Below are 19429 nucleotides of genomic sequence, written 5' to 3'. Positions count from 1 at the left end.
GATTGATGCTGTCCGCCCTGCGGTGCTCTCATCCGTGGTCGCGGCACACCGCGGACGCGGGATCCGGTTCGCACATTTGCTGCCACGTGTAGAAGCCGGGATGTCTTCGCCGTCGACTCACTCTGGCTCTACCTGAACAACCGCAACACCCAGGACTACTGGGACTGGAGGATTCTGCGGGCCCGCTCGGCGACGGGCAGATCCACGAACTCGCCGTCCGGCAGCTGGACGGCGGCCCCGCCAGACTCCTCGAAGACGTTCACAACCCTTCGTGCCCAGGCGAGTTCGTCCTCGCTCGGGCTGAAGGCGGTGTGAATGATCGGCAGTTGGGAGGGGTGGATCGCAGATTTGCCGCCGAAGCCGAGAGAGCGGGCGTGTGCAGCTTCCCTGGCGAGTCCGTCGGTGTCCCGCAGGTGGGGGTAGACGCTGTCGATCGGGGGTGCGATTCCCGCAGCCCGGGAGGCGATGACCAGGTGCGATCGCACGTACTGGAGCGGGGTGTCCCCGTCGCCGATGTCGAGGTCTTTGCGGAGGTCGATGCCGCCGAGGGCGAGATGTTCGACGCCGGGTTCGGCGGCGATCGCCAGGGCGTTGGCGACTCCCCTCGCGGTTTCGATCGCGCAGATCAGCGGCGTCCCCGGTGCCCGATCCCGCACCCACCGCACGTCGTCGACCGAGTCGACCTTCGGGATCCGGATGCCGTGAGCACGGTCGGCGACCGCGGCCAGGTCGTCGGCGGCCGGCGCGGTGCCGACGGCGTTGATGCGCACCCACGCGGGGTGGATGGTCAGAGTGTCGGCGACGCGAGCGCGGGCGGCGTCCTTGGACTCCGGCGGGACCGCATCCTCGAGGTCGAGGATCACCGCGTCCGCACCGGCATCGAAGACCTTGCCGAGGAGTTTCTCTTTGTGCCCGGGCACGAAGAGGTAGCTGCGGGCCATCAGATGACTCCCCTGTCCTGCAGAGCCTCGATGTTCAATCCGAGTGCGTCGCGGTAGATCTGCGTGTTGTCCTGTCCGAGTCGCCGTCCGGGAAACCGGATGGCGCCGGGGGTGCCGAGCATGCGCACCATGAGGTTCTGCATGGCGATGGGCCCGAGGTCCTCGTCGTCGACAGTGGTGATCACGTCGCGGGCGCGGACGTGCGGGTCGTTCATCAGTTGCTCGACGTCGTAGATGGGTGCGAGAGCGGCGCCGACGCGCTCGAACTCGGTGACGACCTCGTCGAACGGGCGGGCGGCGATCCATTTCCCGACCGATTCGTCGAGGAGGTCGCCGTTGCGGCTGCGTTCCCCGGCGGAGGCGAACCACGGCTGTTCGACGAGGTCAGCTCGTCCGACCAGACGCATGACCCGTTCTGCGACGGAGGTGGCGCTGGCCGAGATCGCCACCCACCGGTCGTCCTTGGTGAGGTACGTGTTGCGGGGGGCGTTGTTGGGCGATCGGTTGCCTTGACGGCCGGCGATCGCGCCGAGCTGGTCGAAGGCGGTGGGGCCCGGGCCGAGGATGCCGACCAGGGGTTCGAGCAGCGAGAGGTCGATGACCTGCCCTTGCCCGTTTCCTTCGGGGCTGTTGCGGTGCAGCAGTGCCGTGACCACGCCGAAGGCGCCGGTGATGCCGGCGACACCGTCGGCGAGACCGAACGGGGGCAGCGTCGGCGGTCCGTCCTCCTCACCGGTCTGGTGTGCGAATCCGCTCATCGCCTCGGCGAGGGTACCGAAGGCGCGACGTTGGGCGTAGGGTCCGTCCTGCCCGAAGCCGGTGACCCGCAACGCGATCAAGCCTGGATTGAGCAGCATCAGCCGGTCGGGTCCGAGTCCCCACTTCTCCAGCACTCCGGGTCGGAAGTTCTCCACGAGCACATCGACGTCGACGACCAGATCCCGCAGGATCTGCTGGCCCTCGGGGGTGCCGAGGTCGAGGGTGATGCACTTCTTGTTGCGCGCAATGACTTTCCACCACAGTCCGTGGCCGTCCTTGTTCGCCCCATGAGATCGGGCGGGGTCGCCCGTCGGGTGCTCGACCTTGATCACCTCGGCTCCGAAGTCGCCGAGCAGCATCGCGGTGATCGGTGCGGCGTACACGGTGCTGATGTCGAGAACTCGAACTCCGTGCAGCGGGCCGCGGTTCGCCTCCCTCGGCGAACTCGCGGTCGGGGTGTCATCGTGTGGATTCACGCTCATGGGCAGTCCTCGGCATTGTCGAGAGGCGATTGAAGCGGGACGGTGGTGATGGCGCCTGCGTGGAAGTCGGGCGGCACGTTTCCCGCGTGTGCGGACTCCAATCTGTCACTCGCCCGAGTGAAGTACAATCGCGAGTATCTTGACTCCCTTTAAATTCTTCTAAAGGCAGGTGGCCGAAGTGCTCGACACGACGCGGATGTTCACGCTGTGCGAGGTCGCGAAGCACGGCTCCATCACCGCGGCTGCGGCGGCGCTCGGGTACACCACTTCGGCGGTTTCGCAGCAGATCGCCAAGCTCGAGAAGGAGGCCGGGCAACCGCTGCTGGAACGGCATGCCCGCGGCATCATGCTCACCGACGCCGGCCGCTCCATCGTCAAACACACCGAACGGATCCTCATCGAACTCGAGGCCGCGGACGCCGAACTCGCGGAGATCCAGGGACTACGTGCGGGAGAACTGGCGATCGGAACCTTCCCCACGGCCGGATCCTCGCTGCTGCCACTGGTGATCAAGGAATTCAAGACCCACCACCCCGGCATCGACCTGCGCGTCCTCAGTGGACGATTCGCCCAGCTCGTCGATTCGCTTCGCCGCCGGGAGACGGAGCTGTCCCTGTTGTGGGACTACGAGTGGAACCGGATCGACGACCCACTGCTGACGTACCACCACCTGATGAACGATCCGACGCTGCTCCTGGTGTCGGAGAAACACCGCCTCGCCGACCGGGAGTCGATCAGGATCACCGAACTCCGCGACGAGTCGTGGGTGGTGCGCGCCGACGATCACCCGGTTGCCCACACCCTCGAACGGCTCTGTCAGCAAGGCGGATTCACGCCCCGGACAAGTTTCCTCGCCCACGATTACGGGGAGGTTCAGGCCATGGTGGGGGTCGAGTTGGGGGTGTCGATCGCGCCGCGGCTGGCGGTCCTCAATCCCCGCCCCGACGTCCGGTCCATCCCGCTCGCCACCCGCTCGCCGCAGCGCCGGATCCTCGTCGCACACCTGACCGAGCGCCGGCTGAGCCCGGCCGCTCAAGCGGCCATCACGCTGTGCATGGCGGCAGCGCGGCGCCTCGAGGAAGGTTTCGCCGACACGTAGGCTCAGGTCGACACGATGATCGCCGGCTACGAGGGGCAGCTGGTGAAGGCGTCGGCGAGATGTGCGATCTTCTCGGCCCTACCGAGCCGCGGCAGGTCGCTGCCGTCCCGGATGACCCGACCGCGCGCATCGAAGTCGGCGAGAAATTCGCGCGCCCAGATGACGTCGGACGGTGCCGGGCTGATGGCCTCGTTGATCACGGGCAGCTGCCCGGTGTCCAGGCACAGTTTGCCGGTCAGACCGAGGGATACCGCGACCGCGGACTGCTCGCGCAGAACGGTGTGGCTGTTGCTGACAGTCGGTCCGTCGATCGGTCCCGGGAGGTCCCCGACCCGGCTCGCGACGACGAGCCGCGATCGCGGATAGACCATGGCGAGATCGTCCGCGCTGGTGCCGGTGTCGCGGCGGTAATCGCCGCTTCCGAAGGCGAGCCGGAAGGCGCCGCGGGCGCGGGCGATGGCGGGCGCTTCCTCGATGCCCACGGCCGATTCGACGAGGGCGAGGACCGGAACGGTGCCGCCCAGTCGATCGAAGGTGTCGGTGACGTGGCCGGCCGCCTCGGTCTTGGCGAGCATCACCCCGGCCAGTCCGGGAAGTCCCGCGAGGCGGTCGACGTCGTCCGACCAGTAGGGGGTGGTGTGATCGTTGATCCGGACCCAGGCCGAATGCTCCTCCAGCCACGTCGCGACGCCCTCGCGGGCGTGCGGTTTCCGTTTCGGGTCCACGGCGTCCTCGATGTCGAGGACGATCTGGTCCGCGGGAGATTGGCGGGCCTGCTCGAAGGTCTCGACGCGGGTCCCGTTCACCAGCAGCCACGAACGCGCGATCCCCGCGAGGTGCTGTGGCCGGGTCACCGTGCGGATCCCGCCAGCACGGCGGCCGGGGAGGCGACGAACAGTTCGGCGGCCGCGATGCGCCGTGCCGCGCGGTGCAGTGAGACCGTCTCGATCACCCCGTCGGGGGAGGTGGTGAGGTCGATGTCGAGGACACCAGCGGCCGTTCCCAGTCGCAGCGAGCCGGGCCACCGCACCCGGGCGTTGTCGGCCACCACTCCCCCTTTCACCGTGGCGGCCGCGGCGACGGCGACGGCCGATGTCAGGCCGATCGCCGGATGCGGGGCGAGCATGGACAGCATGCGGACCGAGACGTCGTAGTCCGCACCGGCGATGTCGATGCCCGCGCTGGTGCGATAGTCCCGCGGTGGGCCGATCACACCGACCTTCGGAATGGCATGCGAGATGGGGTCACCAGGCTTGCTCAGTCCCATCCGCAGCGACGATTCGCGCCGCAAGGCCACGAGAACGGAGAGGTGGTCGGCGATCACCGAATTGTCCTCCGCCCCACTCAAGCCCAGATCGGCGGCGTCGAACAACGCAGCCGGTGCCCCGGCAGCCACCATCGTGCCCCGGTAGCGGCAATCACCGAGCGTGATCGAATCGGACGCCGAGCCGGTGGGCAGGATCGCCGTGCCGGAGGCCAGGCCGGTGAAGGTCAGGGCGACCGGAACGCCGAGCGCACTGGTCCCCGGCACGGCGGCATCTCCCTCGGTGGGGATCACCCCGCCCGGGGTGGCGATCTCGGCGGTGAGGATCGCACCGGTGTTGGTGTTGCGCATCCGCACGATCGTCGTCGCACTGTCGACCGCGACGAGTCCGGACTGCAGCGCATACAACCCGATCCCGGTGGCGCAGTTTCCGCAGTTGCTGCCCCACTCGACCCGGCGATCACCGATCGCGACCTGCGCGAACAGGTATTCGACGTCGATGCCCGGCTCGGCGGATCGGCGCACGATCGCGGCCTTGGATGTTGTCGAGCTGCCACCGCCCACGCCGTCGAGCTGACGGGGATCACCCGACCCGAAGGCCGAGGTGAGTATGGCGTCGAGCCCGCCCGCCTGCTCGACCAGAGGGTCGACATCAACCGCGTTGAAGAGCCAGCACTTGCTGGTGCCCCCTCGCATCCAGGATCCACGGAGTGTGAACACCGCCCGGCCGCCTTTCGTTCGTGACGAAGTCTGAGGCACCGCCGAAGGCTCTGATCGGGGTAAGGGAACTGAATCTCCAGCGGTGACACCATCAACCCTGCGCCCCACCTGGGTGGAGCACAATTTCGAATATGAGGACGACCCTTAAGAGTGGCTTACATTGCCGGGTCGAGCGCCTTCGTAGGACGGCGCACCCACCCACCGGCGGCGCGGTGTGACCTCGGGCGCCACCGTTCGTCGAGGTCGACGACCCACAGCGACGCCACCAGCACGACGATCACCTGGGCACGAAGCCGTCGGCATGACTTAAGCAGAACTGAACCCCCGGGTAGAAACGTGACATTGTTCTGAACATCTGTCGTCTCTAACGTGATGTAGGACATGATCGACGAGAGGATGTGACATGCGAACCACGAGCCCGCTACCCCCAAGCGAAGACGTTCCCGCCGACCGGGACCGGGCCTGGAAGCTGTCCACCGAACTGGTCGATTCCACCGCGCCCGTTCTGACCCCGCACCGTGACCCCGTCACAAGTCGGGAGACGCCGCACACGCACCCCCTGGCACCGCCATTCAGTGCCCTCGGACGCGTCGAGGCCCCCATTGTTCACGCAACCGGAACAGCCGACGACCAGGCAGGCGACCCTGCCGGACAGCAAGCGAAAGAACGACCATGACCTCCATCGAAATACTCCCCCTGATCGCCTTGGTCGCGATGTTCGTGATCGCCACCATCTTCCCCATCAACATCGGCATCCTGGGCTTCATCGGAGCCTTCCTCGTCGGCGCCTTCGCCCTCGGATACGACGACAAGGAAATCCTCGCCGCATTCCCGAGTTCGATCGTGCTGACGATCATCGGCGTCACCTACTTCTTCGGCATGGCCAAGAGGAACGGCACCATCGACCTCCTCGTCAACGCCTGCATCCGCGCCGTCGGCGGCCGGACGGTGATCGTTCCCTGGGTGTTCTTCTTCTCCGCCTCGGTGCTGACGGCACTGGGCACCTTCAGCCCCGCAGCGGTCGCGCTGATCTCGCCCGCGGCGATGTCCTTCGCCGCGCGCACCCGGATGAGTCCGCTCGTGATGGGCATCATGACGATCAACGGCGCCCATGCCGGCGCGTTCTCGCCGATCTCGGTCTCCGGTGTCCTCGTCACCGACATCGTCAACTCCAGCGGCCTGACCATCGCACCCTGGACACTGTTCTTCGCCAGCTACGGCATCAACCTGCTGCTGTCGGTACTGACCGTGGTCGGCTACTCGGTCCTCGCCCGAGTCCGCGACCTCGAGTACACCGCCACCGGGACCAGCGACGAAACCGGCAGCGGTACACCGCGTCCCGCCGCCGTTGGGGCACCGGATCGGACGCCGACCACCGGCGGTGCAGGCTCGTCGGGCGGGACGCAGGTACTCACTCGCGCGCAGACGGCGACCAGCGTCGTGCCCGACGCACACCCCGTGACCCGGGTCCAGAAGCTCACCCTGTTCCTCATCGCCACCGTGCTCGTACTCGTGCTGGTGCTGCATCTGCCGATCAGCTTCGTCGCCATCGCCGCCGGCGCGGTCCTCGCCTTCACCGATCTGTCGAAGCAGAACGAAGCCATCGCCGGCATCAGCTGGTCCACCGTCCTACTCGTCGCCGGCATGGTCACCTACATCTCGATCATGGAGGAAATGGGCACCATCGACCACCTCGCCGAAATGGCCATCACCGTCGGCGCACCACTGCTGGTCGCGTTCGTCCTGTGCTACGTCATCGGCGTCACGTCCGCGTTCGCATCCTCGACCGCACTGCTCACCGCGATCATCCCGCTCGCCCTGCCCCTGCTGCAGACCGGCGCACTCCCCGTCGTCGGAGTCGTCGCGGCGCTGGCGATCTCGGCGACCGTCGTCGACGTGTCCCCGTTCTCCACGAACGGCGCCCTCGTCCTCGCCAACGCACAGAACATCGAACGCCCCGCGTTCTACCGCCAGCTTCTCCTCAACGCAGGCATCGTCGTCGCAGTCGCACCTGCACTGTGCTGGTTCATCCTGGTAGCCGCCCCCGCACTGTTCTGAGCACGCCAGACAAGGGCCGCGACCGCCACCTCATCCGAGGTGGCGGTCGCGCTCGTAGCACCCGCGTGCCGGCGGCCACCTCGGCAGCCCCGGTCACCGGCCTGTCGGACTGAATGGTGCTGTACACACTTCAGCCACATCCTCGCCGGTGGGTCCAGGTACTGACCGGCTCCCGAGCACTCCCTACCCCTGCGCGCACAGGGCGGCGATGATCGTTCGCGTCATCCAGTCCGAGTATCGGTCGAGTGTCCATCCCCGTTCCAGGACGAGTCGCTCGTAAGTGTCTATCGCGAGGTAGTTCCACAGCACGTCGCGTACCTCGTCGAGTTCGATGCCGGCACGAAGTTGGCCTGTCCCCGCGAGGTGGCCTCCGATCATCGTCATCGCAGTCAATCCCTCCTCGCTCAGTTGCCGCCAGACCGGGATGAGCGAGTCGTCCACGTGCCGTCCGTCGCGAATGAGAATTTGCACCTTGGCCGACCCTTGCTGCCGCCGCGCCAGTGCGTGGATGAACATCTCGATCTTGCGGCGCACGTCCGGCTCGTCGAGCATCGCCCGCTGCTCCGGGCGGTCGGCGACCGACACCGGCTCGTCGTCACCGGCGATCACGAAATCGAACACCGCCTTCGCCAGGGCCGCCTTGCTACCGAAACTCTTGTACAGGCCCTTCACCGAGACACCGCCCCGATCGGCGACCGCCGCGAGTGTCGTGGCCCGGAAGCCGTCGCGCTCGAACAACTCCTTCGCAGCCACGACCACGGCACGCCGTCTCGCGCGCGCCCGCTCCTGCCTGCCGGACACGTCGTAGCGCCTCTTGACTTCGACCATCGCCGCTCCGATAATTTAAGTACAACCTGATTGAACCCAATGTATCAGGGCTGACGCCACAGCACCGCAGTCGCAACCGGGTGCACAGCAGGCGGCCGAATCGGGACGGATATGCGACATACCTGTCGGCCGAATCGAGAGAGTGCGTCCAGCCCTGTCGAAACCGCGTAAGTCGTTGGTCGGCAAAACGATGCGGTACAACGTGATCGCGCGGTGCGGACGAGGGAAGGGAAAGGGACATGGAAAACCTGCATGAGCCCGCCGATACACGAAGCATGGGGATCGTCCACAGCGCTCTGCGCCGTGACTTGGAACGAACCCGATTGGTGCTCGCGTCTCCGCCGTATCCGGACGGCAGACGTCGTCGAGCGCTCGCAGGGCACGTCGTGTGGATGATGCACGTCCTGCACATGCACCACACCGCCGAGGACGCCGGACTCTGGCCACTGATCCGGGCCAGGAATCCGTCTGCGAGTGGCCTGCTCGACCAGATGGATGCCGACCACCAGCGGATCGCCCCAGCCATCACCACCGTCGAGGAGGCCGCACGAGCCTACCGTCACAGTGAGTGCGCACGTGAACGGTTGCGCAATGCGATCGCTGGACTCAACGACGTCTTGTTGCCGCACCTGCAGCGTGAAGAATTTGAGATGATGCCGGTCGTCGGCGCTACCATCACCACCGCCGAGTACCTCGCCGTCGAGAACGAGTACTTCGTCAAACCAAAGAGTTTCACCGAGCTGGGCGCCGAGGGACCGTGGATCATCGATGGGGCTTGCCCCGACGACCGCGACGTGATCTTGCATGTGATTCCTGCGGTCCCACGTTTCGTACTTCTGCACACCTTCGGCCGGAGCTACCGCCGTAAGGCCACCCTATTGTGGGAGGACGGGCCGGCCGCTGCTGTACCGCCGCTGAAAGCCTCCGTGAGGGACGCGGGTATCCCACCAGCCGAGCCCACCACGAGACGGAACCAGGCGGATCGGTATCCACAGATTGGACCTGCGCCAATGTGAAGCTGGGCCTACCTACCGATGGAGCCGGGACTTAGGGTTGACATGAAACAACCATGCGGTCTGTAAATCCGAGGAGGGCGCGGTGACCTGTCGTGGTGGTGCTCGTATGACTTGTTGCGGTGACCGGCGCAGACCGAAGTGGTTCCTCCGTCATCGTTGATGCCCAGGTCGAGAAATTGAGATAACCCATGTCCGAGGACGACCCGCTGGCAACCCAGCGTGATCCCGTTTCGGGGTTCACGGCCGACTTGGTTGCAGACGGGTTCACAGATGCAATCGAGATCGGACGGGGTGGCTTCGGCATCGTGTATCGGTGCCGGCAGCCTTCTCTGGACCGCATGGTCGCGATCAAGGTGTTCACCGCCGACGTAGATCCGGACGACCGCGAGAGGTTTATCCGCGAACAGCATGCGATGGGCAAACTGTCGGGCCACCCGAACATCGTCGACATCTATCAGGTCGGGGCTACCCGGAGCGGCCGACCCTACATCGTGATGCAGTACCACCCCGGCGGTTCGGTAGAGGAGAGAATCCAGCAGGTCGGCCCGTTCGAGTGGGGTGATGCGATGGGCCTCGGGATCAAGCTGGCCGGTGCACTCGAGGCTGCGCACCGGAACGGGATACTCCACCGCGACGTCAAGCCCGCAAATATCCTGCTCACCGACTACGAAGAACCACAGTTGACCGACTTCGGTATCGCGCGCATCGCCGGAGGCTTCGAGACGTCCACCGGCACGGTCACGGGTTCGCCCGCATTCACAGCCCCGGAGCTACTCGAGGGTGAGCCGTCCACACCGTCATCGGACGTCTACGGACTGGGCGCGACGTTGTTCTGCGCAATCACAGGTCACGCCGCTTTCGAACGCCGGAGCGGCGAGCAGTTGATTGCCCAGTTCCTGAGAATCACCACGCAGCCGATTCCAGACATTCGTGTGGCGGGTATTCCGCCGAAGATGTGCGCTGCCATCGAACGGGCCATGGCCACCAGTCCCGTCGATCGTCCCGACACTGCCGCTGAGTTCGGGGCCGAACTCCAAGAGATTCAGCGTGGGTGCGGGCTCAACGTCGACAAGATGATCGTGCCCGGCACAACTGCTACTCCTTCGCCCGCAGGTGAGGTCCTTCGACGGGCGACGCCCTCGGGCGACACGCGGTGCCGTCGCGCGGTCGACGACCTGGAACGCGGTCGAGCAGCCTACCGAGCACAGGTGTGGGACGAGGCGTATTCGCGGCTCAGCCGCGCAGACGAAACGGCGGCCTTGGATCCGGACGATCTCGAGGCCCTCGCCGAGGCCGCCCACCTCACCGGCCGGCCCGAGAGCAGCGTCGAGGCACGGAGCCGGATCTACACCTACCGGGTGGACAACGGCGACAACCCCGGCGCCGCCATGTGCGCGATCCGAATCCACCTGGTATCGATGCTGCACGGCGACATATCCCCGGCCATGGGATGGCTCTCCCGTGCACAACGGCTGCTGCAACGGGAGCCGGAGTGCGCGGTGCACGGCTATCTGTCCCTAGCTCAGGCCGAGGGTGCGTTCCATACCGGCAACCCGGACAGTTCACTCGAGCTGGCGTGCCGCGCAACGACAATCGGCACACAGTTCACCGATCCCGATCTGGTCAACGTCGGCCTGCACCAGGCAGGTCGCGCCCTCGTCGCGCTCGGTGACATCTCAGGAGGCACCGCACTACTGGACGAGGCCATGATCGCCGTGGCCGGCCACGAGGTGAAACCAGTGAGCTCCTGGTGGATCTACTGCAGCTCGATCAACACCGCCGAATACATGTCGGACTTCGGCCGCGCCAGCACGTGGACATCCGCATTCGAGAAATGGCTGGGAACCCAGCACGGTGCCACGGCCGTCTCCGGCTCGTGCCGGATGCACCGATCCCGGATCCTGCGCCTGCACGGATCCTGGGCCGACGCCGAACACGAAGCACGGCAGGCCTGCGCGGAGCAGAACGGAACCGTCGCCATGGATGCGGGCCAGGCCTGGTACCAGATCGGCGAGATCCGGCGGTTGGTCGGTGACCTCACCGCAGCGGAGGAAGCGTTCGGGCACGCCGGCGCCTACGGCTGGGACGTGCAGCCCGGCATGGCACTGCTGCGAGCCGCGCAGGGCCGCACCGACGCAGCCGCCGCCGGTCTCGCCCGTGCATTGGTCGAACATCCCTCGGACCGCCTCGCGAGGGCGAAACTGCTCCCCGCACAAGCAGAGATCGCGATCTCTGCGGGCGACCTCGACCGCGCACGCGCCACCGCGGAGGAACTTGCCGCCCTGGCGGACGGCGCCCCGCCAGCCGTCCGCGCCGCAGCAGAACAGGTTGTCGGTGCCGTCCGCCTCGCCGACGGCGACCCAGCGGGTGCTCTACCCGAGTTGCGCGGCGCCGTGCAGATCTGGGCGGACCTCGACATGCCCTACGAGGCCGCACGCAGCCACCGGCTGATCGGACTCGCGTGCGGCGCAATCGGCGACGAGGACACTGCACGACTCGAATGGGACGCCTGTCGTGCGGTGTTCGACCGCCTCGGTGCGATGCCGGATCTTCAGCGCACCGACGAACTGCTCGGGTCGGCGCCACCACCGGCACAACTCCCCGACGGTCTCAGCGCGCGAGAGGTCGAGGTGCTACGACTAGTCGCGTCCGGAATGACTAATCAAGATGTGGCAGAACACCTGTCGCTGAGCAAGAAGACCGTCGCACGGCACTTGAGCAACATCTTCGCCAAGATCGGCGTCACCTCACGCGCCGCCGCGACCGCCTACGCATACCAACACGGCCTGAACTAAGGGATCGCGAGGAATTAACGTCGCTTTTAATGATGATGGCGTTACCGTTGTGGCATGGCGGATGCGGCAGAGGCGCTGGGATGGCGTTACGAGACTATTCGTGGGCACTTGAACGAGCGCCAACGTCGGGTGTGGCTGGGGGTCGAGGCCGCGCAGCTCGGTCCCGGTGGTGTGGCGATCGTGGCCTCCGCGACGGGTGTGGCCGCCGATACCGTGCGCCGTGGCCGCGCGGAAGCCGAGGAGGTGACATCCGCGGTGCCGGTGGAACGTTCACGTAAACCCGGCGGCGGCCGTAAACGTGCGGAGGCCCATGAGCCCGAGTTGGTGGCCACGCTGGAGGCGCTGATCGATCCCGACACCCGTGGCGACCCGGAGTCACCGCTGCGGTGGACCTGCAAGTCAACCCGTGCCCTCGCGCGAGCGCTGACCGAAAATGGCTATCAAGTCAGCGATTTCGTGGTTCGGCGACTGCTCAAGGAACTCGGCTACAGCCTGCAGGCCAACGCCAAGACCACTGAGGGCCGCCAGCATCCCGACCGCGACGCCCAGTTCCGGTATCTGCACGAGCGGACCGAAGAGCACATGGCGTCGGGGGATCCCGTGATCAGCGTGGACACCAAAAAGAAGGAGCTGGTCGGCAGCTACAAGAACGGCGGCCGGGAATGGGCCGCGGCCGGGCAACCCGAGCACGTCAAGGTTCACGACTTCGTCGATCCCGCACTGGGCAAGGCCAACCCGTACGGTGTCTACGACCTCGCCGCCGACGCCGGATGGGTGTCGGTCGGCACCGATCACGACACCGCCGCGTTCGCGGTCGCGACCATCGGCCGTTGGTGGGACGCGGTCGGCTCGGGCACCTACCCGCACGCCGGTCGTCTGCTGATCTGCGCCGACGGCGGCGGATCCAACGGCTACCGCACCCGGGCGTGGAAGACCGAGCTGGCCGCGCTCGCCGCCCGCACCGGACTGACGATCACCGTCTCTCACCTGCCGCCCGGCACCAGCAAATGGAACAAGATCGAGCACCGGCTGTTCTCCCACATCTCGATGAACTGGCGCGGACGCCCACTGGAGAGTCACGAGGTCATTGTCGAGACCATCGCAGCCACCACCACCCGCACCGGCCTGCGCGTGCGCGCCGAACTGGACACCGCCGAATATCCCACCGGCGTCAAGATTCCCGACCGCGACATGGCCGCCCTCACCGACACCGGAACCCTCACCCGCCACGACTTCCACGGCGAATGGAACTACACCCTCCACCCGAACCCCGACACGCCCGAACCTGACTAAGTTAATTCATCGCAGGCCCTAACCCAGTCGCGATTCATGTTCGTGCCGGAAGCAGACCGGTACTTCCTGTTGTCCGGACGGCACTCCATGTCCGATGCCTGATCGAGCGCGCCAATGGGTCGAAATGCCCATCGGGGCGGATTCGCGCGACACCGAATACAGCGAACGCCCGATGCGGTGGTGGCGACGCACGAACTAGCCTCAAACCAGTTGCCTGACAGCGAGGCAACGATGACGGACAAGGGCACCACGATGGCCGACCTCGACTTCGCGCCACGAGACATTCTCATCACGAGTCGCGCCGGAATGCGCGCAGGCAAGACGTCAGTTCCGGGGCGATGAGCCGGCCCAGCCCCGGGATCGTGCGTCCGGACTGGCAGTTCGAAGCGTCCTCATGGAGGAGGAACTCATGAATAACGACAAGCACCTCCAGCACCTCGGCGAGCTGGCGGTGGCAGTGGGCATCGGGCTTGCGGTCGGAGCGCCGGCCGGCATGGCGGTGGCAGCACCGTCCGTCGGCGACTCGTCCACGTCGTCCGGTTCCGATTCGTCCGACCGGACATCGTCCGACCAGGGATCCACGGACCGTTCCACGGACAGGACTTCGTCGGACCGGACGTCATCCGATACATCGGGTACCGACTCGGACTCGTCGAGCGACAGATCCGGATCGTCGACGACCGGCGACTCGAACACGGATTCACAATCCACGTCCGGCACGGATTCACAATCCACGTCCAGCACGGATTCACAATCCACGTCCAGCACGGATTCGCAATCCACCTCCGGCACCGACACCCAATCCACTACGGGCACCGAATCCACGTCCTCGGACAACGACGTGAACGGGTCCGACGTGACGACTCCCGACCCCGCCACGGCACCCGACCCCACGGCACCCGACAGTTCGTCAACTGTGAGCCGCGGTGGCGTGCCGGATTCGGGCACGGCAGCAGACGAGCCCGGTGCCGCGACAGCGCCGGCCGGCCGGCCTCCGGAACGAGCAGTCACCGAGCGATCGGATTCGCCGGTGTCCTCGACATCCTCGCAGGGTGACGACCGCGCACCTGCGGGCGACGCCAGTGTGCCGAACCTGTCGACAGCACCGGCGACGGACGGATCCGGCGCGGCCCTCGACCCGGCCGCCGCGGCCAAGGCCGCGGCAGTGCGCGAACTCGTCCCGGACTTGCCGGCAGCAGTTGCGGCAGCGATTCCGGAAGCAGTGCCGGCGACGGCTCCCGCGATCACCACGATCGACGGGACGGCAGCCCTGACGCGTGCCGATGCGCCGCAGATCGGGACGCAGGCATCGGGACCGTCTCTCCCCGCCCCGGCGGTAGAAGTTGCATCCAGCGTCGTGTCGAAGGTGCTCGGCGCCCTCGGGCTACGCCCGTTCCTGTCGAATGACCCACAGGTACCGATCGAGTCGCCGACGTTCTGGGCGCTGGCCGCGGCATGGTGCCGTCGACAGGAGAAGGCAGTCATCACCGACGCGAGCCGGGCGCTGGCTGCCGCCCCCGTCACGACCAGCGAGCCGATCGAATCGTTCGCCGGAGCACGAACATCCCCCGTCGCGACCAGCGAGCCGATCGGATCGTTCGCCGCCGCGAGCACCACATCCACCGCCGCACTCTCTGCATCCACTGCCGGGCCGACCGTCGGTGTGCCCGACCGCAGCACCGGTGCGGTGCTCGGCTCGATCAACGCGTCCGGAACCCAACTCCAGTACCCGGTCACCACACCGCCGAGCCGCGGCACGGTCACCGTCGACACGACCGGCGGCTTCACCTACACCCCCACCCAGGTAGAGCGCCAACGGGCCGCGCTGAACCCGGACGCCGATTACGACTCGTTCACCGTGACGGTGACCTCCGGGCAGTCCAGCACCCCGGTGACCGTGCAGGTGCCGGTGTCGGCGGCACGGATGCAGCTCGCGCAGTCCACCACTGTCGGGTCCAACCCATCGGGTGTGGTGTTCGCCGGCACCAGAACCTATGTGGCAAACCAGGGTTCGAAGAGCGTCTCCGTGCTCGACGCAAACAACGCCGTCGTCGGATCGGTGACCGTCGGCACGTCGCCGACCGGCGTCGCGGCCAACCCGGCCGGCACCCGGGTGTATGTCACCAACAGCGGCAGCGGCAATGTGTCGGTGATCGACACCGCCACGAACACGGTCGTCGCCACCGTCAAGACCGGCACGACTCCCAGCGCCGTCGCCGTCAACCCCGCCGGCACCCGCGCGTACGTCACCAACAGCGGCAGCGGCAACGTGTCGGTGATCAACACGGCTACCAATACGGTCGTCGCCACCGTCAAGACCGGCATCACGCCCAACGCCGTCGCTGTCGCCGACACCCCCACCGGCACCCGCGCGTACGTCACCAACCGCAGCAGCAATACCGTCTCGGTGATCGACACCGCCACCAACACGGTCGTCGCCACCGTCAAGACCGGCACCACGCCCACCGCCGTCGCCGTCAACCCCGCCGGCACCCGCGCGTACGTCACCAACCGCGCCAACAACACCGTCTCGGTGATCGACACCGCCACCAACACCGTCGTCGCCACCGTCGCCGTCGGTTCCCAGCCGACCGCCGTGCGCGTCACCCCCGACGGAAGCGCAGCCTACGTCGTCTCCAATCCGGACACACTGACCGTCGTCGACACGCGCACCAACACCGTCGTGTCCACCCTCTCCCTCGACTCGCCCGCCGAGTCCGGCGACCACTCCATCGCGCTCAGTGCCGACGGTTCCCGGATGCTCGTCACCGATGCGGCCGACGGGCGGGTCCGAGCCCTGACGCTCACCTACGTGAACTCCGCGCCCACAGCGACCTGGACGGCCGGCACACCTCGGGCGTCCGACGGCGCGGTCGTCGTCACCCTCGTCGACCCCAGAGACCCGGACGGCGACCCGGTGACCTTCACGAACACCGCGCCCGGGTCCGGATCGGTCCTCTCCGACGGCGTGACCTTCACCTACATCCCGACCGCCGCCGCACGCGACCTCGCCCTGCAAACACCGATTGAAGACGCCGACCACTTCACCATCGCCCTCACCGACGGCCACGCCGTGACGAACATCCCTGTCACCGTTTCCGTTTCGCCGACCCCCCTCCAGGTCGTCTTCGACGTCGAGTCGACGGAGATCACGGTGGGGTACCCGACCGACGCGGTCGTCGTCGACGACCGGCTCTACGTCGTCAGCGAGGACGGCTACGTGCGGGTCATCGACGCAGATGGGACCGTCGGGACGCCGATCGCGGTCGACTGGGCGTCGTCGAACATCGCGGCCGCCCCGGACGTGGACCGGGTGTACGTCAACAGCCCCTATACCGGCACCATCTCGGTGATCGACACGACCACCGGCACCGTCATCGAGACGATCTGGCTGCCCACCTCCCCCGACTTTCAGGGCTATTCCCTGGCGCAGGAGTTGGCCGTCAGCCCCGACGGGACGCGCCTCTACGCCAGCGGTGAGGACGGCACGGTGTCGGTGGTCGATACCGCCACGAACGCCGTCGTGGCTTCGCAGCCGCTCGGCTCCTACGGCAGCCTGGAAGTCAGTGCGGACGGCCGCTACCTGTTCGGCGCGAACGGGTCGACTGTCAGTATCATCGACACCGAGTCCCTGACCACGGTCGGCTCCATCACGGTCGGGCCCACGTGGGACCACACCAGGACGAGCAGCGAATTCACCGACGTTTCGCACAGCCTCACCGTCGTGAACGGGAACCGGCTGTACGTCACCCAGCACGTCAGCACCGTGGAACTCGCCTCCGGCGGCTTCTCCAACGGACAGTTCATCGTCGACAACACCGGACGGCTGTGGCGCGTGACGGGCGGATACGGACTGGTCTCCGTGATCGACATCGATCCGGCGAGTGCCACGTACGGCACCACGCTCGAGAACGTGCGACTGACCGGCGACGCGCAGGACCTGGCGCTGAGCCACGACGGCAGCCGGGCATTCGTCACCGTCGGGGATGGACGAACCGTCGCGGTGATCGACACCGCCACGAACACCGTCGTCGGAACCTTCGTCACCGACGAGGACGGCGCGGTCACCGGGCCCTACGGTCCGCTCCGGAACGTGCTGCTCGCGGGCGACACGCTGTACGTCACCGACTACCGCGACGGCGCGGTGTACGCGGTCTCCGGCCTGACGATCGGCGCGCCCGCCGCCCAGAGCGTGTGAACACCCGGCGGCCGAACGCCTGAATGGCCCGAAGACGATCCGGCGCCGAACAAATGCTCAATTCTCCGCGCATGACCGCGCGCGAAACTCACACGAGCGGTGTCGATTTGGGACCGGTCACGTCGCCCCAATACGTCTTCTGGCCCGCCACCGGATGCGTGATGTCAGCACGGGGAAGTCGAGCATGTGTTCACAGAGCCGTCCCGCTCGACGGCGTCCGGAAAAAGTTCCATCGCCGTGGTTTTCGGCCCCGGGCGGTCTCGACCCGCCGGAATCCGACCAAGCCGGACTTCGTCACGACCGTGCACTGTGAGCACCCTCGGCGGCGACGGTTGGCGGTCGACCACACGGGTGCCGGTCGCTTGACGGCGCCTCGCGCGGAAGCTGAAGTTGAAGTCGAACTTCAGGCCCCGGTGGCGATAATCCCAACAGAAGGTCAAGCCCAGCAAAAATAGCGATTCAATGTCAGGCGCTGGGCGCGTAATCTACTACATGAGGCTTCTCGGCGCTTCCTAGCGCTTCTCGGTGCTACCTGCCGCCCGGTGCCGCGCCATACAAACCCGAAGATTGGAGCAGAGATGCGTATCTTGCGTGCGTTTGTAGGAGGGATCGCCGGGGCGATCATTCTGGTTCTGGGACTATCTCTTCACGCGCCCGTGCCGACTGCTCAGGCCGAGTGTCTGAGAATGCCGTACTTCACGCCGTTTGGATATGCCAACTTCGATTTTCCCCCGCGAATCGTTGCGCTGATGAACGACAACGAGATCGCGGTCGAAGGCATCACGCCGTTCGAGGCCAAGCCCGCGAAGACCGGTCTCTATCTGCCAATCGGCTCGCACACCAATTACATCGACGCATGCCAGGGCGTGTACTACCCCGGCGGTCCGAGATTGATCAGCAAGACTGGGAATTCTGTTGCGGTCGAGAATATCTGGCTGCGAATGGACGGCGCCTACGGAGCTGTGACGATCAACGGAGTTCCTCAGGGCGAGAGGATGGTCGCCACCTACAACGTGGGTGAAATGATGCCGACGCTCATGACGCCCCACGGCGGCGGGATAGGACCCACATATTGGCCGTTCCGTTTCTCCCCATATTTCGCGCAGGTTTTCAACGACACCGCCGGCGCCAACCTCGTCCAGCCGGGTGAGGTGTTCGCCAACCTCGACGCCGTCGGGAAGTTTGCGCCCTGATCTGACACGAATTCAGATGAAGGCCCGGATCGAGTTCGACTGCGAGATCCCCCGCGAGCACCGAGTTCGTCTCGGCCACCGCGGTTCCCGAACAGGGATTATCCGTTCGTCGACAGCTTGCGTCGGATGATCAATCCGTGATCGCGAGCTAGCGACGACGAGCGATACCGACGACACGGGTTTTGGCATTGAAGGCCGCCTTCAACGCGCGATCCGCAATCGAACCGTCGGGCGGTAGCAACTTGTTCTGGCGGGCGAACTCCATTTGGTCGTAGCGCACCGTATTGGTGACGACCTTTCCGTCGGCGATGACGAAATGGTCGAATCCCTCGAATTCGATTCGCCGGCCGGTGGCGGCGACGCCGACGAAGGTGCCGACGTGCCGCCCGGTCAGGCGCCAGTGGACGAGGACGTCGTTGCCGGCCTCGGCCATCGCGACGATCTCGAAGGCGAAGTCGGAGACGGCGGCGAAGACCTGGTCGAAGTAGACGGCGATCTCGTCGCTCCCGCGACATGTCCCGGTCGGGAAGTGCACGGTGGAATCGGAGGTCCAGAAACTTCGCAGGCTGCCGACGTCCTTGGCGTTGATCCGCTCGAAAGCCCACCGGACGAGTAGCGCATTGGAGACGTCGTTCGGGGGAGGAAAAGTTGTCGAGGTCGGGCTGCGATCAGACATCTCTACTCCATGCAGGTTGACGCGAGGCAGGCTGGCACGCTGGCACGCAGCCTCGGCCCCTGCGGAACGAGACTCTGACACAACACGACCCCGGCCGACTCCAGCTG

General features: G+C 66.4%; 15 protein-coding genes and 2 pseudogenes. 10 read left to right on the top strand and 7 right to left on the bottom strand.

All coding sequences use genetic code 11. From position 1 onward, the window contains the following. Positions 1-155 precede the first annotated feature (155 nt). The gene (locus JWS14_RS29005) at positions 156-941 is read right to left on the bottom strand and encodes an HpcH/HpaI aldolase/citrate lyase family protein (RefSeq protein ID WP_095863532.1); all 786 of its coding nucleotides are present in this window, start codon (positions 939-941) and stop codon (positions 156-158) included. Beyond that, positions 941-2182 (bottom strand): CaiB/BaiF CoA transferase family protein, encoded by a 1242-nt coding sequence (locus JWS14_RS29000; RefSeq protein WP_072946832.1) that lies wholly within the window; start codon positions 2180-2182, stop codon positions 941-943. The genes JWS14_RS29005 and JWS14_RS29000 overlap by 1 nt, the downstream gene beginning before the upstream one ends. A 178-nt stretch (positions 2183-2360) precedes the next feature. On the opposite strand from JWS14_RS29000, the gene JWS14_RS28995 reads away from it, so the two are divergent. Continuing rightward, on the top strand, positions 2361-3281 hold the full coding sequence (locus JWS14_RS28995; RefSeq protein WP_072946918.1) for a LysR family transcriptional regulator: 921 nt from the start codon (positions 2361-2363) through the stop codon (positions 3279-3281). 26 nt (positions 3282-3307) lie between these two features. Here JWS14_RS28995 and JWS14_RS28990 read toward each other — a convergent pair whose 3' ends face one another. From JWS14_RS28990 to JWS14_RS51210, 3 genes are all read right to left on the bottom strand, one after another. Continuing rightward, positions 3308-4135, bottom strand: coding sequence for an HpcH/HpaI aldolase/citrate lyase family protein (locus JWS14_RS28990; protein ID WP_206014962.1), 828 nt, complete (start codon positions 4133-4135; stop codon positions 3308-3310). Then, positions 4132-5241 (bottom strand): PrpF domain-containing protein, encoded by a 1110-nt coding sequence (locus tag JWS14_RS28985; RefSeq protein ID WP_174705545.1) that lies wholly within the window; start codon positions 5239-5241, stop codon positions 4132-4134. Before JWS14_RS28985 ends, JWS14_RS28990 begins: the two co-directional genes overlap by 4 nt. Before the next feature lie 179 nt (positions 5242-5420). Beyond that, positions 5421-5546, bottom strand: a complete 126-nt coding sequence (locus tag JWS14_RS51210) for a hypothetical protein (RefSeq protein WP_259375893.1) — start codon at positions 5544-5546, stop codon at positions 5421-5423. A 122-nt stretch (positions 5547-5668) separates the two neighbouring features. Between JWS14_RS51210 and JWS14_RS28980 the strand changes: the two genes are divergently transcribed. Together JWS14_RS28980 and JWS14_RS28975 are read left to right on the top strand one after the other, a co-directional pair. Beyond that, positions 5669-5941: a hypothetical protein gene (locus JWS14_RS28980; protein ID WP_143051405.1), complete on the top strand. Its 273-nt coding sequence runs from the start codon at positions 5669-5671 to the stop codon at positions 5939-5941. Next, positions 5938-7323, top strand: a complete 1386-nt coding sequence (locus JWS14_RS28975; RefSeq protein WP_206014961.1) for an SLC13 family permease — start codon at positions 5938-5940, stop codon at positions 7321-7323. Before JWS14_RS28980 ends, JWS14_RS28975 begins: the two co-directional genes overlap by 4 nt. A gap of 183 nt (positions 7324-7506) precedes the next feature. Here JWS14_RS28975 and JWS14_RS28970 read toward each other — a convergent pair whose 3' ends face one another. Further along, entirely contained in the window at positions 7507-8151 is a 645-nt protein-coding gene (locus JWS14_RS28970) for a TetR/AcrR family transcriptional regulator (protein ID WP_206014960.1), read from the bottom strand. 239 nt (positions 8152-8390) lie between these two features. Here JWS14_RS28970 and JWS14_RS28965 point away from each other — a divergent pair, with 239 nt between their 5' ends. From JWS14_RS28965 to JWS14_RS28945, 7 genes and pseudogenes are all read left to right on the top strand, one after another. After that, positions 8391-9167 (top strand): hemerythrin domain-containing protein, encoded by a 777-nt coding sequence (locus JWS14_RS28965; RefSeq protein ID WP_083395604.1) that lies wholly within the window; start codon positions 8391-8393, stop codon positions 9165-9167. A gap of 188 nt (positions 9168-9355) precedes the next feature. Further along, a pseudogene (locus JWS14_RS51815) lies at positions 9356-10306 on the top strand (serine/threonine-protein kinase); the annotation flags it as partial. A 249-nt stretch (positions 10307-10555) separates the two neighbouring features. Next, complete coding sequence (locus JWS14_RS51810) at positions 10556-11962, top strand: LuxR C-terminal-related transcriptional regulator (RefSeq protein ID WP_420855146.1); 1407 nt, start codon at positions 10556-10558, stop codon at positions 11960-11962. Between the two features lie 54 nt (positions 11963-12016). Continuing rightward, positions 12017-13234: pseudogene (locus JWS14_RS28955) on the top strand (ISAzo13 family transposase); the annotation flags it as partial. Between the two features lie 231 nt (positions 13235-13465). Further along, positions 13466-13597 (top strand): hypothetical protein, encoded by a 132-nt coding sequence (locus JWS14_RS51200; RefSeq protein ID WP_255315017.1) that lies wholly within the window; start codon positions 13466-13468, stop codon positions 13595-13597. A 67-nt stretch (positions 13598-13664) separates the two neighbouring features. After that, entirely contained in the window at positions 13665-17453 is a 3789-nt protein-coding gene (locus JWS14_RS28950) for a YncE family protein (protein ID WP_206014958.1), read from the top strand. Between the two features lie 578 nt (positions 17454-18031). After that, the gene (locus tag JWS14_RS28945; RefSeq protein ID WP_072946838.1) at positions 18032-18646 is read left to right on the top strand and encodes a hypothetical protein; all 615 of its coding nucleotides are present in this window, start codon (positions 18032-18034) and stop codon (positions 18644-18646) included. Between the two features lie 148 nt (positions 18647-18794). On the opposite strand, the gene JWS14_RS28940 is transcribed toward JWS14_RS28945, so the two are convergent. Then, positions 18795-19322 (bottom strand): ester cyclase, encoded by a 528-nt coding sequence (locus JWS14_RS28940; RefSeq protein ID WP_206014957.1) that lies wholly within the window; start codon positions 19320-19322, stop codon positions 18795-18797. Between the last annotated feature and the right edge of the window lie 107 nt (positions 19323-19429).

Source organism: Rhodococcus koreensis (assembly GCF_017068375.1).
GTDB lineage: Bacteria > Actinomycetota > Actinomycetes > Mycobacteriales > Mycobacteriaceae > Rhodococcus_F > Rhodococcus_F koreensis.
This window is presented reverse-complemented; position numbering and strand designations above follow the sequence as displayed.